This window comes from Isoptericola sp. NPDC019693 (assembly GCF_044389085.1).
In the GTDB taxonomy this organism is placed as follows: domain Bacteria; phylum Actinomycetota; class Actinomycetes; order Actinomycetales; family Cellulomonadaceae; genus Isoptericola.
In genome coordinates this window covers 747,620-767,925 of sequence record NZ_JBIRXP010000001.1, presented here as the reverse complement: position 1 = coordinate 767,925, position 20,306 = coordinate 747,620, and the positions used below count along the sequence as shown (strand labels likewise).

The 20,306-nt window shown below is 75.2% G+C and carries 17 protein-coding genes; 1 reads left to right on the top strand and 16 read right to left on the bottom strand.

Translation table 11 applies throughout. The annotated features are described in order from the left end of the window. Positions 1-97 precede the first annotated feature (97 nt). The 9 genes from ACH436_RS03620 to mihF all read right to left on the bottom strand — a co-directional run bounded on the left by ACH436_RS03620 (position 98) and on the right by mihF (position 9,916). Entirely contained in the window at positions 98-1,702 is a 1,605-nt protein-coding gene (locus tag ACH436_RS03620; RefSeq protein ID WP_430558792.1) for an RsmB/NOP family class I SAM-dependent RNA methyltransferase, read from the bottom strand. After that, the gene (fmt, locus tag ACH436_RS03615; protein WP_430558791.1) at positions 1,699-2,682 is read right to left on the bottom strand and encodes a methionyl-tRNA formyltransferase; all 984 of its coding nucleotides are present in this window, start codon (positions 2,680-2,682) and stop codon (positions 1,699-1,701) included. The genes ACH436_RS03620 and fmt overlap by 4 nt, the downstream gene beginning before the upstream one ends. Positions 2,683-2,786: 104 nt before the next feature. Beyond that, the gene (locus ACH436_RS03610) at positions 2,787-3,413 is read right to left on the bottom strand and encodes an HAD family hydrolase (protein ID WP_430558790.1); all 627 of its coding nucleotides are present in this window, start codon (positions 3,411-3,413) and stop codon (positions 2,787-2,789) included. After that, complete coding sequence (locus ACH436_RS03605) at positions 3,413-5,710, bottom strand: primosomal protein N' (protein WP_430558789.1); 2,298 nt, start codon at positions 5,708-5,710, stop codon at positions 3,413-3,415. The genes ACH436_RS03610 and ACH436_RS03605 overlap by 1 nt, the downstream gene beginning before the upstream one ends. A gap of 218 nt (positions 5,711-5,928) precedes the next feature. Beyond that, entirely contained in the window at positions 5,929-7,146 is a 1,218-nt protein-coding gene (metK, locus tag ACH436_RS03600) for a methionine adenosyltransferase (protein WP_430558788.1), read from the bottom strand. 75 nt (positions 7,147-7,221) lie between these two features. After that, the gene (coaBC, locus tag ACH436_RS03595) at positions 7,222-8,478 is read right to left on the bottom strand and encodes a bifunctional phosphopantothenoylcysteine decarboxylase/phosphopantothenate--cysteine ligase CoaBC (RefSeq protein WP_430558787.1); all 1,257 of its coding nucleotides are present in this window, start codon (positions 8,476-8,478) and stop codon (positions 7,222-7,224) included. Between the two features lie 52 nt (positions 8,479-8,530). Then, positions 8,531-8,848 (bottom strand): DNA-directed RNA polymerase subunit omega, encoded by a 318-nt coding sequence (gene rpoZ, locus ACH436_RS03590; RefSeq protein WP_430558786.1) that lies wholly within the window; start codon positions 8,846-8,848, stop codon positions 8,531-8,533. A gap of 92 nt (positions 8,849-8,940) precedes the next feature. After that, positions 8,941-9,513, bottom strand: coding sequence for a guanylate kinase (gene gmk / locus ACH436_RS03585; protein WP_430559149.1), 573 nt, complete (start codon positions 9,511-9,513; stop codon positions 8,941-8,943). A gap of 91 nt (positions 9,514-9,604) precedes the next feature. Then, the gene (gene mihF / locus ACH436_RS03580) at positions 9,605-9,916 is read right to left on the bottom strand and encodes an integration host factor, actinobacterial type (protein WP_380323750.1); all 312 of its coding nucleotides are present in this window, start codon (positions 9,914-9,916) and stop codon (positions 9,605-9,607) included. A 206-nt stretch (positions 9,917-10,122) separates the two neighbouring features. Between mihF and ACH436_RS03575 the strand changes: the two genes are divergently transcribed. Beyond that, the gene (locus ACH436_RS03575; RefSeq protein WP_430558785.1) at positions 10,123-10,932 is read left to right on the top strand and encodes a class I SAM-dependent DNA methyltransferase; all 810 of its coding nucleotides are present in this window, start codon (positions 10,123-10,125) and stop codon (positions 10,930-10,932) included. Positions 10,933-11,006: 74 nt separating this feature from the next. Here ACH436_RS03575 and pyrF read toward each other — a convergent pair whose 3' ends face one another. Genes pyrF through pyrR form a run of 7 tightly spaced genes read right to left on the bottom strand, consistent with a single transcriptional unit; the run spans position 11,007 to position 20,081 of the window. Further along, a complete protein-coding gene (gene pyrF, locus ACH436_RS03570) occupies positions 11,007-11,870 on the bottom strand; it encodes an orotidine-5'-phosphate decarboxylase (RefSeq protein WP_430558784.1) in 864 nt (287 codons plus the stop codon). Continuing rightward, positions 11,867-15,241 (bottom strand): carbamoyl-phosphate synthase large subunit, encoded by a 3,375-nt coding sequence (carB, locus tag ACH436_RS03565; protein ID WP_430558783.1) that lies wholly within the window; start codon positions 15,239-15,241, stop codon positions 11,867-11,869. The genes pyrF and carB overlap by 4 nt, the downstream gene beginning before the upstream one ends. Next, the gene (gene carA / locus ACH436_RS03560) at positions 15,241-16,512 is read right to left on the bottom strand and encodes a glutamine-hydrolyzing carbamoyl-phosphate synthase small subunit (protein WP_430559148.1); all 1,272 of its coding nucleotides are present in this window, start codon (positions 16,510-16,512) and stop codon (positions 15,241-15,243) included. The genes carB and carA overlap by 1 nt, the downstream gene beginning before the upstream one ends. 35 nt (positions 16,513-16,547) lie before the next feature. Next, the gene (locus tag ACH436_RS03555; RefSeq protein WP_430558782.1) at positions 16,548-17,090 is read right to left on the bottom strand and encodes a hypothetical protein; all 543 of its coding nucleotides are present in this window, start codon (positions 17,088-17,090) and stop codon (positions 16,548-16,550) included. Next, a complete protein-coding gene (locus tag ACH436_RS03550) occupies positions 17,087-18,430 on the bottom strand; it encodes a dihydroorotase (RefSeq protein ID WP_430558781.1) in 1,344 nt (447 codons plus the stop codon). The genes ACH436_RS03555 and ACH436_RS03550 overlap by 4 nt, the downstream gene beginning before the upstream one ends. After that, on the bottom strand, positions 18,427-19,473 hold the full coding sequence (locus tag ACH436_RS03545; RefSeq protein WP_430558780.1) for an aspartate carbamoyltransferase catalytic subunit: 1,047 nt from the start codon (positions 19,471-19,473) through the stop codon (positions 18,427-18,429). The genes ACH436_RS03550 and ACH436_RS03545 overlap by 4 nt, the downstream gene beginning before the upstream one ends. Then, positions 19,470-20,081, bottom strand: a complete 612-nt coding sequence (gene pyrR / locus ACH436_RS03540; protein WP_430559147.1) for a bifunctional pyr operon transcriptional regulator/uracil phosphoribosyltransferase PyrR — start codon at positions 20,079-20,081, stop codon at positions 19,470-19,472. Before pyrR ends, ACH436_RS03545 begins: the two co-directional genes overlap by 4 nt. Between the last annotated feature and the right edge of the window lie 225 nt (positions 20,082-20,306).

Below are 20,306 nucleotides of genomic sequence, written 5' to 3'. Positions count from 1 at the left end.
GGCTCCTGATGTCGGATTATTCTTCCTCAACCAAGAGGAAGAATAATCTTCCATCCGGCCAGATGCAAGGATCTTCTTCCAGTGGGGGCGGGCCGACTCAGCCGATGCGGCGCAGCAGCGTGAGGTGCATCGCGTCGGTGCCGTGCACGTGCGGCCACAGCTGGACGTCCAGGCCGTGCACGCCTCCGTCGTCGGCCCCCAGGTCGATGTCCGCACCGGGCACCAGCGCGGCACGCAGCGCCGACCGGGCGTCGAGGCGTTCCGCGTCGTCCCGGCGGCGCAGCACGTCGTCCACGACCAGCCGGGTCTCGGCCAGGTGCGGGGAGCAGGTGACGTAGGCGACGACGCCGCCCGGGCGCACCGCGTCCAGGGCGGAGCCGAGCAGCTCGCGCTGCAGCACGGTGAGGGTCCCGAGGTCGGCCGGGGTGCGGCGCCACCGCGACTCGGGGCGCCGGCGCAGGGCGCCGAGCCCGGTGCAGGGTGCGTCCACCAGCACACGGTCGTAGGCCCCGGGCTCCTCGTCGCCGAGCTCGCGCCCGTCGCCCGTGCGCACGCGCTCCACGACACCCCCGGGGACGGCCCGCAGGGCACGTTCGACGAGCCGGGCGCGGTGCGGCTGCACCTCGTTCGCGACGAGGGCGGCTCCCCGCTCCCCCGCCAGCGCCGCAAGGAGGGCCGCCTTGCCGCCCGGTCCGGCGCAGAGGTCGAGCCAGCGGGCGTCGGGCCCCTCCAGCGGCGCGTCGGCGAGGGCCAGGGTGACGAGCTGGGAACCCTCGTCCTGCACGCCCACGAGCCCCTCGGTGACAGCCGGGAGACCGGCCGGGTCGCTGCCTCCCGCGAGCACTGTCGCGGTGGGAGCCCACCGGCCCGGCTCGAGGCGCACGTCGGCCTCGGCCGCCTGCCGGGACAGCTCCTGCGCGGACGCCAGGCCCGGGCGCGCGACCAGCGTGACGCGGGGCGCGGCGTTGTCGGCGTCGAGCAGGTCGGCGACCTCGTCCGGGCTGCGCCCGTGGCCCGCGAGCGCCTCGCGCAGGGCGCGGGTGATCCACACGGGGTGCGAGCCGGTCGTGGCGAGCGCGGTGACGGGGTCGGGCGCCTCGTCGGTGAGCCGGGCCAGCCAGTCCTCGAGGGAGGTGCGCCCGACGGCCCGCAGGACGGCGTTGACCATCTGCGCGGGGCCGGCGCCGACGCGGTCGCGGGCGAGGGCGACGGTCTCGGAGACGGCGGCGTGGGAGGGCACGCGCATGCCGAGGAGCTGGTGGGTGCCGAGCCGCAGGACGTCGAGCACCTCGGGGTCGAGCTGGTCGAGGGGTCGGGTCACGCAGTGCGCGAGGATCGCGTCGTAGCGGCCCCGCAGGCGCAGGGTGCCGTAGGCGAGCTCGGTGGCGAACGCGGCGTCGCGTCCGGAGATGCGGCGCTCGCGCAGCAGGGGCGGGAGCACGAGGTTGGCGTAGGCGTCGGAGCCGTCCACCTGGCGCAGGACGTCGTAGGCGGCGGTGCGGGCGGGGTCGGTGCGGCGGCGCCGCTCGCCGGGAGCCTGGGCGCTGCGGTGCGTCTCGCCGCGGGAGCGGGCGGCGCCGCGCTGCCTGCCCTTGCTGTCGCGCTGCCCGTCGCGGGCGCGTGCCTGGTCCTGGCCCCGTTCCTGGCCTCGTTCGTGACCCCGGTCGCGCCCGGCGCCCGGGCCGCGTCGCTCGGCGCTCATCGGGCGTCCTGCCCGAGGCGCGGGGCCGCCTGCCCGGCGTCGCCGGTGAACAGGCCGCGGGCGCCGCGCGCCCAGTCGGCGGCGGGCATGGGCTTCTTGCCGACGGGCTGCACGTGCCCGAGGGCGACGGCGTGGGTCGCGGTCCCGACGAGGACCTCCTTCTTGCCGGCGCGGACCTCCCCCGGGGCGAGGTCGGTCACCTCGGGGCGGGGGGTCACCGGGCCGAGGCCGAGACGGGCGCCGGGGGCGGCGTCGAGCCCGGGGGTGGACGGCACGGTGGTCCACGCCCCGGGGGCGGGGGTGACGGCGCGCACGCGGCGGTCGACGGCGAGCGCCGGGTCGTCCCAGCGGACGCGGGCGTCGTCGGTCGTGACCTTGGGGGCGAGGGAGGCGCCGTCGGAGGGCTGCGGCTGCGGGGCGAGGCTGCCGTCCTCGAGCGCGTCGAGGGTCGCGACGAGCAGGTCGGCGCCGCTGGCGGCCAGCCGGCCCAGCAGGTCGCCCGACGTGTCGCGGGGGCGGATCGTCTCGGTGGTGGTGCCGAGCACCGGGCCGGTGTCCATGCCCTCGTCGAGGAGGAAGGTCGTGGCTCCCGTGACCTCGTCGCCCGTGAGCACGGCGTGCTGCACGGGGGCGGCTCCGCGCCACGCGGGCAGGACGGAGAAGTGCAGGTTGACCCAGCCGAGCCGCGGGACGGCGAGCACGTCGGGGCGCAGCAGGTGCCCGTAGGCCACGACGGGCGCGGCGTCGACGTCGAGCTCCCGCAGCCGGGCCAGGAAGTCCTCCCCGCGCGGGGGGTCGGTGAGGACGGGGATGCCGGCCTCCTCCGCCGCGAGCCGTACCGGGCTGGGCACGAGGCGGCGGCCGCGGCCGGCGGGCGCGTCGGCCCGGGTCAGGACGGCCACGACCTCGTGGCGTGACGCCAGGAGGGCACGGAGGGACGGGACGGCGGGTTCGGGGGTTCCGGCGAAGAGCAGACGCACCACCCGATCGTAGTCGGGTCGGTGGTGCTGCCCGCGAGCGCCCGTGCCGGGTGCCTGGCTCGACTCGGCCGGTACGCGTCAGGCGGTGCGAGTCACGGTACGAGTCAGGCGGCGAGGGGCAGGCCGTGCGCGCGCAGCGCGGCCCGGAGCGCGGTGCTGTCCGTGAACCGCACCGTGCGGAACCCGAGCCGGTCCGCGGCGGCGACGTTGGCCGGGCTGTCGTCGACGAAGACGGCGCGCGCCGGGTCGACGTCGTGCGTGGCCGCGAGGTGGCGGAAGATCGCCGGGTCGGGCTTCGCGAGGCGGACCTGCCCGGAGACCACGACGTGCTCCATGCGGGTCGTGGCGGGCGCGACGCGGGCGGCGTGGGGGAAGAGCTCGGCGGACCAGTTGGTGAGCCCGAGGAGGCGCACCCCGGCGGCGTGGAGCTCCTCGACCAGCTCGGCCGAGCCCGGGACGGGGCCCGTCAGGGTGCCGGCGAAGCCGTCGACGTACTCGTCGAGCAGGGGCAGCAGGTGGGGGCGGTCCGCGAGGCTCGCGCGGGCGTCGGCCCAGCTGCGGCCGGCGTCCTGGGCGCGGTTGAACGCGGGGAAGTCGATCTCCGTCATCCAGGCGTCGACCTCGGCGCGCGGCCTGTCGGGGAACGCCCCGTACGGGTCCCAGCCCACGAGCACGTTCCCGAAGTCGAGCACCACGGTGTCGACTCGGCTGCCTGCGGGGTCGTCGGCCATCAGAGCATCTCCTTGGGGTCGACCTGCACGCGCACGGAGCCGCCCTCCCGCCGGGCGGAGCGGACGGCGAGGGAGGCGCGGAGCTGGGCGGCGAGCTCCCCGCCCTGGGCGAGCGGCACGCGCAGCACCGTGCGCACCTGGGGCTCGAGCGTGGCGCCCCGGCGGGGGTCGGCGTCGGGCTGCTCGACCGGCCCGAGGACCGTGTCGGGGCCGGCGAGCGCGACCCGGGCGACGACGGCGTCCACGGCCCCGCGGTCCCCGGTGACGGCTGCGACGCGGACGGCGGGCGGCAGCGCGAGCTCGCGACGCTCGGCGAGCTCGCGGTCGGCCAGGCCCGCGGGGTCGTAGCGCACCAGGGCGCCCGTGGGCGTGGGGGCCGCGTCGCCGACGAGCAGCACCTGCCCGCCGGCGCGGGCGGGGTGCACGAGCGCGGCGGCGGCGAGCCAGCGGTGCAGGGCCTCGGTGGCGGTGGCGAGCCCGGTGCCCGCGGTGGCGACGGCGGCGTCGAGCAGGAGCGCGACGGCATACCCCCCGTCGGCGACGGGCTCGGCGCCGGGGGTCGCGACGACCAGGGCAGGCTCCGCCCCGACGCGGTCGAGCACTCCGCCGGGGGCCGACGAGGCGGACACGCGCACGGGGGTGCCGGCGAAGGCGCGCCCGAGCTCCTCCGCGGTCCGGTCGGACCCGACGCGCACCGCACGCAGGCGGGTGTCGCCGCACTCCTCGCAGCGCCAGCCGCCGGCGAGGCGGCCGCACCAGGAGCACTGCGGCGCGCTGCCGGAGCGGGTCATGCCGAGGGGTCCGTGGCAGGCGGCGCAGCGTGCGGCGGTGCGGCACCGGGCGCACGCCACGACGGGCAGGTAGCCGGTGCGCGGCACCTGCACGAGGACGGGCCCCCGGGTCAGCCCGTCGCGCGCGGCACGCCAGGCGGCGGTCGGCAGACGGGCGGCCGCGCCCGGGCCCTCGGCGGCGAGCTCGACGGACGTCAGGGCGCGCACGCGCGGCGCCCGCGCGCGCAGGACGTCCCGCGGCACCGCGATCTCGCGGGCCCACCCGGAGGCAAGCAGGGCCTGCGCCTGCACCGTCCGGCCCGGGGAGCCGAGCAGGTAGGCGGCACCCTCCAGGTCGCTGCGCAGGGCCAGCACGTCGCGCGCGTGCGGGTAGGGCGCGTGCGGCTCGGCGAGCGTGTCCTCGCCGTCGCCCCACAGGACGACGAGCCCGAGGTCGGGCACCGGCGCGAACATCGCGGCCCGCGTCCCGACCACGACGTCCGCGAGGCCGTGCCGGGCGCGCAGGAAGGCGCGATAGCGCGGGGCCGGGCCGTCGTCGGCGAGCAGCCGGACCACGTCGTCGAGCCCGGCCCCCGCCAGCGCGGTGGCGACGCGCTCGACGTCCCGGGCGTCCGGCACCACGACCAGGGCACGGCGCCCGCCGGCCACGGTGGCGCGCGCCGCCTGCGCCACCGCGTCCGCCCAGTGCGGCACGTGCGCCGGCGAGTCGTCGGACGGCGGCGCCAGCCCGGGCAGCGGTGTCCACACGGCGCGCGGCGCCTGCCCCGCCAGCACGTGCCGGCAGAACGCCTCCCCGCCGAGGTAGGCCTCCCACGCCGCCGTGGACCCCGGCGGGACGGTCCGCACGGCCCGCGGTGCGGCCGGACGTCCCGCGGGGCCTCCAGGAGCGTCCTGGTCCTCCTCGGGGGCGTCCTGCGCGCCGTCGTGGGCGCCGTCCTGGGCATCGCCTGTCGCGTCGACCGTCACGTCCTCACGGACGGCCTGCGCCGACGTCTCGTCGGGCTGCGCCAGGGCGGCGAGCACCTCCTTCTCGACGCGGGCGTGCCGGGGCGGCACCGCGAGGCGCAGCACGTCGGCGAGGGTGCCCGCGTACCGGTCCGCGACGGCGCGGGCCAGCCGCAGCACCTGCTGCGAGAGCACGGGGTCGGCCGAGACGACGCGCTTGAGCGGCACGAGGCGCCCGTCGTGGTCGGACGTCTCCCGACGCTCCACCACGTACCCCGCCACCTCCTGGGGCCCGAACCGGGCCCGCACCCGCACGCCCGGCCGCGCGTCGTCGGCCATCGGCGCCGGCACCAGGTAGTCGTACGGGCGGTCCAGGTGAGCGGGCTGCAGGTCGAGCACCACCCGCGCGACGGGCAGCTCCTCGGCGACGGGCGTGGCCCCCAGTGCCGCCTTCGCGCCCTTCCCGGTCTTTCGGCGCCCCTTCTGCCCTGCGTCTCGCGGGGCCGGGACGTCGTCGAGCCCGAGCAGCGCGGGCTGCTCGGGCTCGGAGGTCTCAGTCACAGTGCTATCCCATCACGCCCCACGGACGCTCCCGAGCGGTCTTTCGACACGCTCAACCACCGAGGCGGTGCGATGACAGGAGAGCGTGGCGGGGAGGTTCTTTCGCGGGGACGTATCCCTCCCGAAGTGGAGGGCGCCCTGGCGCCCGTGAACGCGTCCCCGCGAAAGGACCTTCCCACCACGTGGCCCCCAGCGAGGTGACGACGTCGAGCGAAACCTCAGACAGCCGCCCGCAGCGCGTCGACGCGGTCGGTGCGCTCCCAGGTGAACCCGGGCAGGTCGCGCCCGAAGTGGCCGTAGGCGGCCGTCTGCGCGTACACGGGGCGCAGCAGGTCGAGGTCGCGGATGATCGCCGCCGGTCGCAGGTCGAACACGGACTCGATGGCGGCCGCGATCCGGTCGGTGGGCACCGTCTCGGTGCCGAACGTCTCGACGTACAGACCCACCGGGTGCGCCTTGCCGATCGCGTACGCGACCTGCACCTCGCACCGGCGGGCCAGCCCCGCGGCCACGACGTTTTTGGCGACCCAGCGCATGGCGTACGCGGCGGACCGGTCGACCTTCGACGGGTCCTTGCCGGAGAAGGCGCCGCCGCCGTGGCGGGCCATGCCCCCGTAGGTGTCGACGATGATCTTGCGGCCGGTGAGCCCGGCGTCGCCCTGCGGCCCGCCGACGACGAACTTGCCGGTCGGGTTGACGATGAGGCGCGCGTCGGCCGTCTCGACGCCGGTCTCCTGCGCCACCTGGGCCAGGACGGGGGCGATGACGACGTCCGCGACCTCGCGCTGGAGCTTCTCCTGGACGATGTCGGCGTCGTGCTGGGTGGACAGCACGACGGTGTCGATGCGGACCGGGCGGTCCCCGTCGTACGCGACCGTCACCTGCGTCTTGCCGTCGGGACGCAGCCCGGGCAGCTCGCCCGAGCGGCGCACGGCCGACAGTCGCTCGGCGAGCCGGTGCGACGTCCAGATCGGCAGCGGCATCAGCGACGGCGTCTCGTCCGTGGCGTACCCGAACATCAGGCCCTGGTCGCCCGCGCCCTGCGCGTCGAGGGGGTCGCGGTCGAGGCCCGGGCCGGAGGCGTCGTCGCGCTCCTCGAGGCTCTTGTCGACGCCCTGCGCGATGTCGGGCGACTGCTGACCGATCGACACGGACACGCCGCAGGAGTCGCCGTCGAACCCGATCGCGGACGACGTGTAGCCGATGCGGCGCACGACCTCGCGCACGATCTGCGGGATCTCCACGTACGCGTCGGTGGTGACCTCTCCGGCCACGTGCACGAGGCCGGTGGTCACCATCGTCTCGACCGCCACGCGGGAGCGGGGGTCCTGCGCCAGCAGGGCGTCCAGGATCGCGTCGGAGATCTGGTCGCACACCTTGTCCGGGTGGCCCTCGGTCACGGACTCGGACGTGAAGAGGCGCAGCGCATCGGTCATGGCGGACAGCCTACGGGCAGCAGCCCGCGCGTCCAGGCTCCAGCGTCGGGGAATGTCTCACATGCTGGGTGAATCTCAGATGCCGGGCAGTGCCTTCGTCACGGCGTCCCAGATCGCGTCGGCGACCTCGCGCTTCGACCCGGCGGCCTCGATCACGACCTCGCCGCGGCCGTCGAGCACCGTGACCTCGTTCGTCGCGGCGCCGAAGCCGCGCCCGCGCCCCACGGCGTTCACGGCGAGCAGGTCGGCGCCCTTGCGCAGGGCCTTGCGGCGGCCGTGCTCGAGCACGGAACCGTCCGCGTCCCCCGTCTCGGCGGCGAAGCCGACGACGAGCTGGCCCGCGCGCAGCCGGTCGTGCGCGAGCTCGGCGAGCACGTCCGGGTTCTCCACCAGGGCGATCGGTGCCGGGCCGGTGCCCGCCACCTTCTTGATCTTGGCGCCGGGGACGTCGGCAGGCCGGAAGTCGGCGACCGCCGCGGCCATCACGACCACGTCCGCGTCCGCGGCGCCGGCGCGCACGGCGTCGCGCAGCTCGGCCGTGGACTCCACGGGCACGACGTCGACCCCCGCCGCGCGCGCGGCCGCGCACACGGCGTCGTCCAGGTTGGCGGCCACGAGCGTGACGGAGGCGCCGCGGGCGCGGGCGGCCTCGGCCAGCGCGGCGCCCTGGCGCCCGCTGGACCGGTTGCCGATGAAGCGCACCGGGTCGATCGGCTCGCGGGTGCCGCCGGCGGACACGACGACGGCACGTCCCGCGAGGTCGCCGTGCCGGCCGCCGCCCGGCGCACCCGGCACGTCGTCCGCGGCACGCGCTGCGGCCTCGAGGGCGACGCGGGCGATCTCCTCCGGCTCGGGCAGCCGTCCGGGCCCGGTGTCGGCGCCCGTGAGCCGGCCGCTGGCCGGCTCGACCACGACCACGCCGCGCTCGCGCAGGGTCGCGACGTTGGCGCGGGTGGCGGGGTGCTCCCACATCTCGGTGTGCATGGCGGGCGCCATCACCACCGGGCAGCGGGCCGTGAGCAGCGTCGACGTGAGGAGGTCGTCCGCCCGGCCGGTGGCGGCCCGCGCGAGCAGGTCCGCCGTGGCGGGCGCGACGACGACGAGATCGGCGCCCTGGCCCAGGGCCACGTGCGGCACGTGCGCGACGTCCTCGAAGACCTCGTCGGTGACGGGCTCCCCGGACAGCGCCTCGAACGTCGGCGCGCCGACGAACCGCAGGGCCGACGCGGTCGGGATCACCCGCACCGCGTGCCCCTCCTCGCGCAGCAGCCGCAGCAGCAGCACGGCCTTGTAGGCGGCGATGCCGCCGCTCACGCCGAGCAGGATCCTCATCGCGTGCTACCTCGTCACCGCGGGTCGTGGCCGGTCAGCGCCGGCCAAGGCGTCAGAAGGTGATCTCGTCGCCGGGGTCGGCGACCGGCTCCGGGGCGGCCGCGGGCTTCTCCTCGACCGGGGTCGACGTCAGCAGGCCCTCGTTGATCTCGCGCATGGCGATGGAGAGCGGCTTCTCCTGGTTGCGGGTCTCGACGAGCGGGCCCACGTTCTCGAGCAGGCCCTCGTTGAGCTGCGAGTAGTAGGCGTTGATCTGGCGGGCACGCTGGGACGCGTACAGCACGAGGCCGTACTTCGAGTCGGTGCGCTCGAGCAGCTCGTCGATGGGCGGGTCGGTGATGCCGATGGGCTGGGCCACGGTTCCGGCCATGGGTCACACTCCAGACAAAGTTCGGTGACGAGACGTCAGGGGGTCAGCGGTCCATCCTACCCGCGCTCGGGCTCGGCTCCACAGCCGACGACCTACGACGCCACCTGGGGAGCGGCGGACGTCACACCCATCAGGCGCGCGAGCCGGTCGGTGGCGTGGGTGACGTCGTCGTTGACGATCGTCACGTCGAACTCGGGCTCGGCGGCCAGCTCGGTGCGCGCCGTGCGCAGGCGCCGCTCGCGCTCCTCCGCGTCCTCGGTGCCCCGGCCCACCAGCCGCCGCACGAGCTCGTCGAAGCTCGGCGGGGCGAGGAACACGAACTGCGCGGCGAGCCCCCGCGACGCGACGGCCTCCCGCACCTGACGGGCCCCCTGCAGGTCGATCTCCAGCAGGGTGGGCACCCCGGCGGCGAGGTGCTCCTCGACCGGGCCGCGGGGCGTCCCGTACCGGTGCCGGCCGTGCACGACCGCCCACTCGAGCATCTCGCCCGCGGCGACCATCCGGTCGAACTCCTCCGGCGAGACGAACAGGTAGTGCACGCCGTCGACCTCGCCGGGGCGCGGCGGCCGCGTCGTCGCCGACACCGACAGCCACACCTGCGGGTACCGCCCGCGGACGTCGGCGGAGACGGTGCCCTTGCCGACGGCCGTCGGCCCGGCCAGCACGGTCAGCCGGGCGGGGTTCGCCCCCGCGTCCGCGGCCGGGGCGGCGGGATCTTGCTGCGTTGCCGGACGGCCGGCGGGTGGTGCGGAAATGTCAGCCAAACCTCTCGATGAGCGCCGAAGCCTGGTGCGGCCCGAGGCCGCGGACCCGGCGGGTCTCGGCGATCCCGATCTCCTCCATGATCGCCCGGGCCTTCACCTTACCGACCCCGGGCAGCGACTCGAGCAGCGAGACGACCTTGAGCTTGCCCACGACGTCGTCCTTCTGCCCCTGCTCGATCACGTCCTTGAGGGAGCCCTGGGAATACTTCAACCGATTCTTGATCTCCGCGCGGACGCGCCGAGCCTCGGCCGCCTTCTCGAGGGCCGCAGCACGCTGTTCCGGGGTGAGAGGGGGGAGAGCCACGCAAGTCACCTACTCTGTCGGTCCGCCTGTGAGGGAACTGCTCCCTCGAAAGTAGCCACGACCTGCGAAGGCGGCAATCCGTAGCGCCCGACCACCCCTCGCCCGACCGGGAGGAAAGCGGCATACGGGGCAGGACATCGTCGCAGGTCCGGCGCCTGGGCGAAAAAACCTGCACCCGTTTGTGCCCCGAGACCTACGGTCGGGTGATGCCGAGCACCCCGGAGAACGCCCCGGACGCCATCGAGCTCCCCGTCGAGGACGCGGTCGAGGACGGGTGGTTCCCGGAGAGCGTCGCCGCCCGCTACGACTCTTCCGGCGACGCCGAGTTCGACCCGGCGGTCGTCGCACGCACGGTCGACGTGCTCGCCGGCCTGGCCGGCGACGGCGCCGCGCTCGAGCTCGCCGTCGGCACGGGCCGGGTCGCCGCTCCCCTCGCGCGACGCGGGGTGCCCGTGCACGGGATCGAGCTGTCCCGCGCGATGGCGGCGCGCGTCGCCGGCAAGCCCGGGGGCGAGCGGGTGACGGTGACGATCGGGGACATGACGAGCACCCGGGTGCCGGGCGAGTTCGCCGTCGCCTACCTGGTGTTCAACACGATCGGGAACGTCACCACGCAGGACGGCCAGGTGGACTGCTTCCGCACCGCGGCGGCGCACCTGCGCCCCGGCGGCCACTTCGTGGTCGAGGTCGGCGTCCCGCCGCTGCGCCGCATGCCGCCCGGCCAGGACACCGTGCCGTTCGCGGTCGCGCCGGACGACGCCGGCGGCGGGTACGCGGGCTTCGACCGGATCGACGTGGTCACCCAGCGGTTCACGTCGAACCACGTGACCGTCGGGCCGGACGGCACCGGGCGCTTCCGGTGGCTGCCGTTCCGGTACGTCTGGCCCGCCGAGCTGGACCTCATGGCGCGGATCGCCGGCATGCGGCTGGTGCACCGCTGGGCGGACTGGGACGGCACGCCGTTCACCGCCGACAGCGAGCGGCACGTCTCCGTGTGGCAGGTCACCGGCGCCTGACGCGGGACGACGACGACAGGTACGACGACGGGCCCGCCCCCCCGTGGGAACGGACCCGTCGCGGTCGTCCGGCGTCAGGGACGCAGCGCCGCCCGCGCGTCGGCGACGGCGGCCGCGGCGGCCGCGCGCAGCCCCTCGGCGTCGGGCCCGGCCGCGAGGACGCCCCGGGACGACGACGCGAGCACCTGGCGCCGCGCGTCGCCGAAGGCCGAGGCGAGCTCCCGCTCCCCCGCGCCCTGGGCGCCGACGCCAGGCGCCAGCAGCGGGCCGCGCACGGCCACGAGGTCCGTCCCGGTCTGCCGCGCGGCGTCGCCGACCGTGGCGCCCACGACGAGACCCACCGACCCCATCGGCAGCCCCTCGGCGACGGCGCCCGCGTTCAGCGCGGCCGCCTGGGCGGCCACCGACGCCGCGACGCTCGCGCCGTCGGGCCCCACGGCGTGCTGGACCTCGCGCCCCTCCTTGTTGGAGGTGAGGCACAGGACGAAGATCCCGCGCCCCGTGCTGGCCGCCAGCTCGGCGGCCGGGGCCAGCGACCCGAAGCCCAGGTACGGCGACACCGTCACCGCGTCGCCCGCGAGGGGGGAGCCGTCGGCCAGGAAGGCGTCCGCGTAGGCGCCCATGGTCGACCCGATGTCGCCCCGCTTGGCGTCGACGATCGTCAGGGTGCCGACCGCCCGGGAGGCGGCGATGACGTCCTCCAGCGCGGCGACGCCGGCGGAGCCGTGCCGCTCGAAGAACGCGGCCTGCGGCTTGAGGGCCGCGACCCGCCCGCCGAGCGCGTCCACGACGCGCAGCCCGAACTCGCGCACGCCCGCGGCGTCGTCGCCCAGCCCCCACGCCGCCAGCAGCGACGCGTGCGGGTCGATCCCCACGCACAGGGGGCCGTGGGCGTCCATCGCCGCGGCGAGGCGGGCACCGAACGGCGTCGCGGTCACGCGGGCACCCCCGCCGTGGTCGCGGCGCCGAGCCGCTCGCGCGTCGCCGTCGTGTGCTCCTGCAGGCTCGCGACGTCGAACGGGCCCCCGCGCACCGCCTCGATGCCCTGCACCGCCGCGGCGAGCTGGTCCACCGTGGTGATCATCGGCTTGTCGGCGGCCGTCGTGGCGGCACGGATCTCGTACCCGTCGGCTCGCGCGCCCTGGCCGGAGGGCGAGTTGACCACGAGGTCCACGTCGCCGTCCGTGATGAGGTCCACGATCGTGGGCTCGCCGTCGGCGCCCCGGCCCTGCGAGAACTTGCGCACCACGGTGCTGCCGATGCCGTTGCGGCGCAGCACCTGCGCGGTGCCGGACGTGGCGAGCACCTCGAAGCCCAGCTCGGCGAGCCGCTTCACGGGGAAGATGATCGAGCGCTTGTCGCGGTCGGCGACCGACACGAACACCCGACCCGCGGTCGGCAGACCACCGAACGCGGCGGCCTGCGACTTCGCGAACGCGTGCGGGAAGTCCTTGTCGAAGCCCATGACCTCGCCCGTGGAGCGCATCTCCGGGCCGAGCACGGTGTCGACGACCTGGCCCTCGGCGGTGCGGAACCGCTTGAAGGGCAGCACGGCCTCCTTGACGGCCAGCGGCGCACCCAGGTCGAGCGTGCCACCGTCGCCCTCGGCGGGCAGGACGCCCGCCGCGCGCAGCTCGGCGATCGACTCGCCGACCATGACCCGGGCCGCGGCCTTGGCCATCGAGGTGCCCGTCGCCTTGGACACGAACGGCACGGTGCGCGACGCGCGCGGGTTCGCCTCCAGGACGTACAGGACGTCCGAGACGAGCGCGTACTGCACGTTGAGCAGGCCGCGGACGCCGACGCCCTTCGCGATCGCCTCGGTGGAGCGGCGGATCCGCTCGATCTCGGCGGTCGACAGGGAGACGGGCGGCAGCACGCAGGCCGAGTCGCCCGAGTGGATGCCGGCCTCCTCGATGTGCTCCATCACGCCGCCGAGGAACATCTCCTCGCCGTCGTACAGGGCGTCGACGTCGATCTCCATCGCGTCGTCGAGGAAGCGGTCGATGAGCAGCGGGGCGGGCAGCAGGCCGCCCGCCGTGCGCTCGTCCGCCGCGGCCGCCTCGAGGGCGCGCTCCACGTACTCGGTGAGCTGCTCCTCGGAGTACACGATCTCCATGCCGCGGCCGCCCAGCACGTACGACGGGCGCACCAGGACCGGGTAGCCGATCGTCTCGGCGACCTCGCGGGCCTGGCCCAGCGAGCGGGCCGTGCCGAACGCGGGGGCCGGCAGGCCGGCGTCGAGCAGGACCTGGCCGAAGATGCCACGGTCCTCCGCGGCGTCGATGGCCTCGGGCGAGGTGCCGAGGATCGGCACGCCCGCGTCGGCGAGCCGCTGCGCGAGCGCGAGCGGCGTCTGCCCGCCGAGCTGCACGATGACGCCCTTGACGGGGCCGGCGGCGAGCTCCGCCTCGTAGACCTCGAGGACGTCCTCGAACGTGAGCGGCTCGAAGTACAGCCGGTCGGAGGTGTCGTAGTCCGTCGAGACGGTCTCCGGGTTGCAGTTGACCATGACGGTCTCGTACCGCTCCGAGAGGGTCAGGGCCGCGTGCACGCACGAGTAGTCGAACTCGATGCCCTGCCCGATGCGGTTCGGGCCGGACCCCAGGATGATGACGGCCTCGCGCTCACGGGGCGCGACCTCGGTCTCCTCGTCGTAGGACGAGTAGTGGTACGGCGTGCGGGCCGCGAACTCGGCGGCGCACGTGTCGACCGTCTTGTAGACCGGGCGCACGCCGAGGGCGCGCCGCACCTCGCGGACGGTCGCCTCCCCCGCCGGGCCCATGCCGCGCAGCCGTGCGACCTGCACGTCGGACAGGCCGTGCCGCTTCGCGCGGCGCAGCACGTCCTCGGTGAGGGTCGGGCCGGCGGCGACCTCGGCGGCCACCTCGTTCATCAGCAGGATCTGGTCGAGGAACCAGGGGTCGATCTTGGTCGCGTCGAACACGGCCTCGAGCGTCGTGTGCCCGGCGACGACGGCGCGCAGCGCCTGCTGCACGCCGACCATGCGGTGCTCGGTGGGGCGGACGATCTCGGCCAGCAGCTGGTCCAGCTCGGCACCCGACGGCGCGGCGCCGTCCCAGTGGAACGAGACCCCGCCCTTGTCGATGGAGCGCAGGGCCTTGCCGAGCGCCTCGGTGAAGTTGCGGCCCAGCGCCATGGCCTCACCCACCGACTTCATGGTCGTGGTGAGCGTGGGGTCGGCGGCCGGGAACTTCTCGAACGCGAAGCGGGGCACCTTGACGACCACGTAGTCGAGCGTGGGCTCGAAGCTCGCGGGCGTGACGCGCGTGATGTCGTTGGGGATCTCGTCGAGCGTGTAGCCGACGGCGAGCTTGGCCGCGATCTTCGCGATCGGGAAGCCGGTCGCCTTCGACGCCAGGGCCGAGGAGCGCGACACGCGCGGGTTCATCTCGATGACGATGATGCGCCCGGTGTCCGGGTCGACGGCGAACTGGATGTTGCAGCCGCCGGTGTCGACGCCGACCTCGCGGATCACGGCGATGCCGATGTCGCGCAGCTTCTGGTACTCGCGGTCGGTCAGCGTCATCGCGGGGGCGACGGTCACCGAGTCACCGGTGTGCACGCCGACCGGGTCGACGTTCTCGATCGAGCAGACGACCACGACGTTGTCGTCCTTGTCGCGCATGAGCTCGAGCTCGTACTCCTTCCAGCCGAGGATCGACTCCTCCAGGAGCACCTCGGTGGTCGGCGAGTAGTGCAGGCCCTGGCCGACGATGCGGCGCAGCTCGCGCTCGTCGTACGCGAACCCGGAGCCCAGGCCGCCCATGGTGAACGACGGGCGCACGACCATCGGGTAGCCGAGGTCCGCGGCGGCCGCGACGGCCTCCTCGACGGTGTGCACGATCACGGAGCGGGCGGACTCGCCGCCGCACTTCTCGACGACGTCCTTGAACTGCTGGCGGTCCTCGCCCTTCTGGATGGCGGGGATGTTCGCGCCGATGAGCTCGACGTCGTACTGCTCGAGGACGCCGGCCTCGTCCAGGGCGATGGCGGCGTTGAGCGCCGTCTGCCCGCCCAGGGTCGGCAGGAGGGCGTCGGGACGCTCCTTGGCGATGATCGACGTGAGCACCTCGGTGGTGATCGGCTCGACGTAGGTGGCGTCGGCGAACTCCGGGTCGGTCATGATCGTGGCCGGGTTCGAGTTCACGAGGACGACGCGCAGGCCCTCCTCCTTGAGCACGCGGCAGGCCTGCGTGCCGGAGTAGTCGAACTCGCAGGCCTGGCCGATGACGATCGGGCCGGAGCCGATGACCAGGACGGAGGAGAGGTCGGAACGGCGGGGCATCAGTTCTCCTTCAGCGCGGCCAGCGTGGCGGCGGGGACGGTCACGGGCTCGCGGGTCGTCATGAGGTCGACGAAGCGGTCGAAGAGGTAGGCGCTGTCGTGCGGGCCGGCGGCGGCCTCGGGGTGGTACTGCACCGAGAACGCCGGCACGTCGAGCGCGGTCAGCCCCTCGACCACCTGGTCGTTGAGGCCGACGTGGGACACGATGACGCGGCCGTAGGTGCGGCCGTCGCCGCGCTCGGCGTCGTGCGGCGCGGTGGACACGGCGTCGAGGGGCGCGTCGACGGCGAAGCCGTGGTTGTGCGCCGTGACCTCGACCTTGCCCGTGGTGCGGTCCATGACGGGCTGGTTGATGCCGCGGTGGCCGTACCCCAGCTTGTAGGTGCCGTACCCGAGGGCGCGGCCGAGGAGCTGGTTGCCGAAGCAGATGCCGAAGAACGGGATGCCGCGGTCGAGCACGGCGCGCAGCAGCTCGATCTCGTGGGTGGCCGAGGACGGGTCGCCGGGGCCGTTCGAGAAGAACACGCCGGTGGGCGAGCCGTCGGTCGGCAGCAGGGCCTCGATGTCGGCGATCGTGGCCGACTGGGGCACGACGTGCACGCGCACGCCCCGCTGCGCGAGGCGCGCGGGGGTCATGGCCTTGATGCCGAGGTCGACGGCGACGACCGTCGCGAGCGGGGCCTGCCCGGCGAACTCGCCCGAGGGCTCGACGACGTACGCCTGGTCGGTCGTGACCTCCGGGGAGAGGTTGGCGCCGGCCATCTGCGGGGAGGCCTGCACCTCGGCGACCAGCTCGGGCACCGACCGCTCGACGAGCGTGCCGCCGGCGACCTCGCGCACCAGAGCGTCGCCCGAGAAGATCCCGGCGCGCATGACGCCCAGCTCGCGCAGGTGGCGGGTCAGCTTGCGGGTGTCGACGTCGCTGATGCCCACGATCCCCTGGGCGGCGAGCTCCTCCTCGAGGGAGCGGTCCGCGCGCCAGGAGGACATGCGTCGCGCGGGGTCGCGCAGCACGTAGCCGGCGACCCAGATCTTGCCGGACTCCGGGTCCTCGTCGTTGATGCCGGTGTTCCCGACGTGCGGGGCCGTCATCACGACGATCTGCCGGTGGTAGGAGGGGTCGGTGAGCGTCTCCTGGTAGCCGGTCATGCCGGTGGAGAAGACGATCTCGCCGAAGGTGGCGCCGCGGGCGCCGTAGGCGCGGCCGCGGGCGACGGTGCCGTCCTCGAGCACGAGGAGGGCCGCGTGCGGCACGGGCGCGGGGCTCGGCACGGGGCTCGGTGCGGCGCTGGTCAGGGAGCTGGAGGTCACTGCTCGTCCTTCGGTGCGGGGGCGGAGGTCATGAGGTGGCGCACGGCGTCGACCAGGCGGGAGCGGTCGGGCGCGAGGCGGGTGCGCAGGCCGGTGTCGAGGGCGGCCGCCGGCACGCCGTCGCGCTCGGGGTCCTCCCAGGTCACGACGACGAGGCCGTCGGCGCCGACGTACTTGCCGGCCATGCCGGGGGCCAGGCCGACGCCGCGCAGGGCGGACACCGGCGCGAACACGTCGGGGGCGCCGTCGCGCTCGACCAGGACGCCGGCGTCGTGCACCGACACGCGGGCGGTGGAGCGGTCACCCAGGTGGTGGGCGCCGACGCGGGCCAGCCAGTCCCCGGCGAGCGTCGAGGAGACGTACGTGGCGTCGAGGGGGCCGAGGCGCAGCGCGCCGAGGTCCTCGGGCACCTCCGGGGGCACGGGCACCGTGTCCCGGGTGCGGGCCGCGAGCCGGCGCCGGCCGGCGAGGACCACGAGCAGGAGCAGGACGCCGATCACGACCCAGATCCCGACGGCCACGGGCATGGGGAGGTTCATCGCGCCCCTCCCCGTGCGCCGGCGGTCGCGGGCTCGACCGGTGCGCCGTCGAGCACGGTGGCACGGCCGCGCAGGAAGGTCGCCACCACGCGGCCGGGGAGCTCCCGGCCCGCGAACGGCGTGTTGCCGCTCGCGGTGGCCTGCGCGGCGCCGTCGACGGTGCGCGTGGCGGCAGGGTCCACCAGGGTGAGGTTCGCGGGCTCGCCCGCCTCGAGGGGGCGCCCGTGCGCCTCGTCGATCCGCCCGATGCGAGCGGGGTTGACCGACAGCACCCGGGCGACGTCGGCCCAGGTCAGCCGGCCCGTGTCGACCATGGTCTGCTGGACGACCGAGAGCGCCGTCTCGAGGCCCGTCATGCCGAACGCCGCCGCGCCCCACTCGCAGTCCTTGTCCTCGCGGGTGTGCGGGGCGTGGTCGGTGGCGACGATGTCGATGGTGCCGTCGGCCAGGCCGGCGCGCACCGCCTCGACGTCCGCGGCGGTGCGCAGCGGCGGGTTCACCTTGTAGGTCGGGTCGTAGGTGCGGGCCAGCTCGTCCGTGAGGATCAGGTGGTGCGGCGTCACCTCCGCGGTGACGTCGATGCCGCGGCCCTTGGCCCAGCGCACGATCTCGACGGACCCGGCGGTGGACAGGTGGCACACGTGCAGCCGTGAGCCGACGTGCTCGGCGAGCAGCACGTCCCGGGCGATGATCGCCTCCTCGGCGACGGCGGGCCAGCCGGCCAGGCCGATCTCGGCCGAGACGACGCCCTCGTTCATCTGGGCGCCCTCGGTGAGGCGCGGCTCCTGGGCGTGCTGCGCGACGACGCCGCCGAACGCCTTGACGTACTCGAGCGCGCGGCGCATGAGGATCGGGTCGTGCACGCACTTGCCGTCGTCGGAGAACACCCGGACGCGGGCGGCGGAGTCGGCCATCGCGCCGAGCTCGGCGAGGCGCTCGCCGCCGAGACCCACGGTCACGGCGCCGACCGGGTGCACGTCGACCCAGCCGGCCTCCTGGCCCAGGCGCCACACCTGCTCGACGACGCCGGCGGTGTCGGCGACCGGCGACGTGTTCGCCATGGCGTGCACGGCGGTGAACCCGCCGGCCGCAGCCGCGCGGGTGCCGGAGGCGACCGTCTCGGCGTCCTCCCGGCCGGGCTCGCGCAGGTGGGTGTGCAGGTCGACCAGGCCGGGCAGCAGCACGTGGCCGTCGGCCGCGATCTCCACGACGTCGCCGCCGGCGGGCACGTCGGCGGTGCCGGGCACCGCGACCTGGGCGATCACGCCGTCCGCCAGGACGACGTCGGCGGGCTCGCCACCGAGCGGGCGGGCCCCGCGCAGGACGTAGGTGGTGGTCACAGGGCGGTCCCTTCGGTGGTGCTCATGACAGGGGCGGGCAGAGGGGCGGGTGCAGCGGCGGACGAGGCGGTGCCGGACAGCAGCAGGTAGAGCGAGGCCATGCGCACGGCGACGCCGTTCGCGACCTGCTCGACGATGACGGCACGGTCGGAGTCCGCCGCCTCGGCGGAGATCTCCAGCCCGCGGTTCATCGGGCCCGGGTGCATGACGATCGCGTGCTCGGGCAGCAGCGCCAGGCGGCGGCCGTCGAGGCCGAAGTAGCGCGTGTACTCGAGCGGGCTCGGGAAGAAGGCCCCCGCTCCCCCGGACATCCGCTCGCGCTGCACGCGCAGCATCATCACGGCGTCCGGCTGCCAGTCGGCCAGGGTGGCGTCCAGGTCGTACGAGGTGCGGCAGGGCCACGCCTCGACCCCGACCGGCAGGAGCGTGGGGGGCGACACGAGCGTCACCTCGGCGCCGAGCGTGCGCAGCAGCCACACGTTGGCGCGCGCGACGCGCGAGTGCAGCACGTCGCCCACGATCGCGACCTTGACGCCCGCGAGGTCCGCGCCGACGCCGTCGTCCCCGCCGCGGCGCAGGCCACCGCCGCGACCGCCGAGGTGGCGGCGGATGGTGTACGCGTCGAGGAGCGCCTGGGTGGGGTGCATGTGGGTGCCGTCGCCGGCGTTGAGCACGGCCGCGTCGAGCCAGCCGGCATGGGCGAGCTGGTAGGGGGCGCCCGAGGCCCAGTGGCGCACCACCACGGCGTCCGCTCCCATGGCGTGCAGGGTGAGCGCGGTGTCCTTCAGGGACTCGCCCTTGGAGACGCTCGACCCCTTGGCCGAGAAGTTGATGACGTCCGCGGACAGCCGCTTGGCGGCCGTCTCGAAGGAGATCCGGGTGCGGGTCGAGTCCTCGAAGAACAGGTTGACCACGGTGCGGCCGCGCAGCGTCGGCAGCTTCTTGATCTCGCGGGACTGCGTCGCGGCCATCTGCGCGGCGGTGTCCAGGAGCTCGATCGCCTCGTCCCGGGCGAGGTCGGCGGTGGAGAGCAGGTGCTTCATCGTTCGCCCCCCTCGCCCGGCAGCGCGGTGCCGGGCTCGCGCCCGCTGATCACCACGGCGTCCGACCCGTCCACCTCCGCGAGCAGCACGCGCACGCGTTCCGACTGGGCGGTGGGGAGGTTCTTGCCCACGAAGTCGGGGCGGATGGGCAGCTCGCGGTGCCCGCGGTCCACCAGGCAGGCGAGCCGGACGGCCTGCGGGCGGCCGAGGTCGCCGATGGCGTCGAGCGCCGCACGGATCGTGCGGCCGGAGAAGAGGACGTCGTCCACCAGGACGACGGTCTTGCCCTCGATCCCGGCGGTGGGCAGCCGGGTGACGCCGACGGCGCGGGTGGGCTGCCGGCGCAGGTCGTCGCGGTACATCGTGACGTCGAGCTCGCCGAGGTCGCGCTCCGGGTCGAAGGCGGGGTCGATGCTCGCGAGCCGCTGCGCGAGACGCGCGGCGAGCGTGACCCCGCGGGTGGGGATGCCGAGCAGGACGACGTCCTGGGCCCCCTTGGCGCGCTCGACGATCTCGTGCGCGATGCGGGTGAGGGCGCGGGCGACGTCGCTCGCGCCGAGCACGACCGTCCCGTCCGGGACGTCGGGCTGGTCGGGTGTTCCGGGCATACCGGTGCCAGCAGCCACTGGCGACCTCCTTCTCCGCCTCACGGGACGGTGTTAAAGGGTGTCGGTGTTACGTGTCGAGGGTGCCGGAGGGCTTCACCTCCGACGCCGCCCACTGTATCCCGTCGACGGGCCGCAGCCCGGAGGCCTGCCCACCATGCGGGCGCGGTCTGCGTCACACCTGCCGGGGCGGGCCGGCCGGCGGACCAGCGGGTGCGCCAAGGGGGC

Excerpts from the sequence above, each read along its gene's own strand:
- rpoZ (WP_430558786.1), bottom strand. The coding sequence starts at position 8,848 with ATGGCCGGAACCGTGGCCCAGCCCATCGGCATCACCGACCCGCCCATC.
- pyrR (WP_430559147.1), bottom strand. The coding sequence starts at position 20,081 with ATGCCCGGAACACCCGACCAGCCCGACGTCCCGGACGGGACGGTCGTG.
- coaBC (WP_430558787.1), bottom strand. The coding sequence starts at position 8,478 with ATGAGGATCCTGCTCGGCGTGAGCGGCGGCATCGCCGCCTACAAGGCC.
- ACH436_RS03555 (WP_430558782.1), bottom strand. The coding sequence starts at position 17,090 with ATGAACCTCCCCATGCCCGTGGCCGTCGGGATCTGGGTCGTGATCGGC.
- ACH436_RS03620 (WP_430558792.1), bottom strand. The coding sequence starts at position 1,702 with ATGAGCGCCGAGCGACGCGGCCCGGGCGCCGGGCGCGACCGGGGTCAC.
- ACH436_RS03545 (WP_430558780.1), bottom strand. The coding sequence starts at position 19,473 with ATGAAGCACCTGCTCTCCACCGCCGACCTCGCCCGGGACGAGGCGATC.
- carB (WP_430558783.1), bottom strand. The coding sequence starts at position 15,241 with ATGCCCCGCCGTTCCGACCTCTCCTCCGTCCTGGTCATCGGCTCCGGC.
- ACH436_RS03610 (WP_430558790.1), bottom strand. The coding sequence starts at position 3,413 with ATGGCCGACGACCCCGCAGGCAGCCGAGTCGACACCGTGGTGCTCGAC.
- ACH436_RS03575 (WP_430558785.1), top strand. The coding sequence starts at position 10,123 with ATGCCGAGCACCCCGGAGAACGCCCCGGACGCCATCGAGCTCCCCGTC.
- metK (WP_430558788.1), bottom strand. The coding sequence starts at position 7,146 with ATGACCGATGCGCTGCGCCTCTTCACGTCCGAGTCCGTGACCGAGGGC.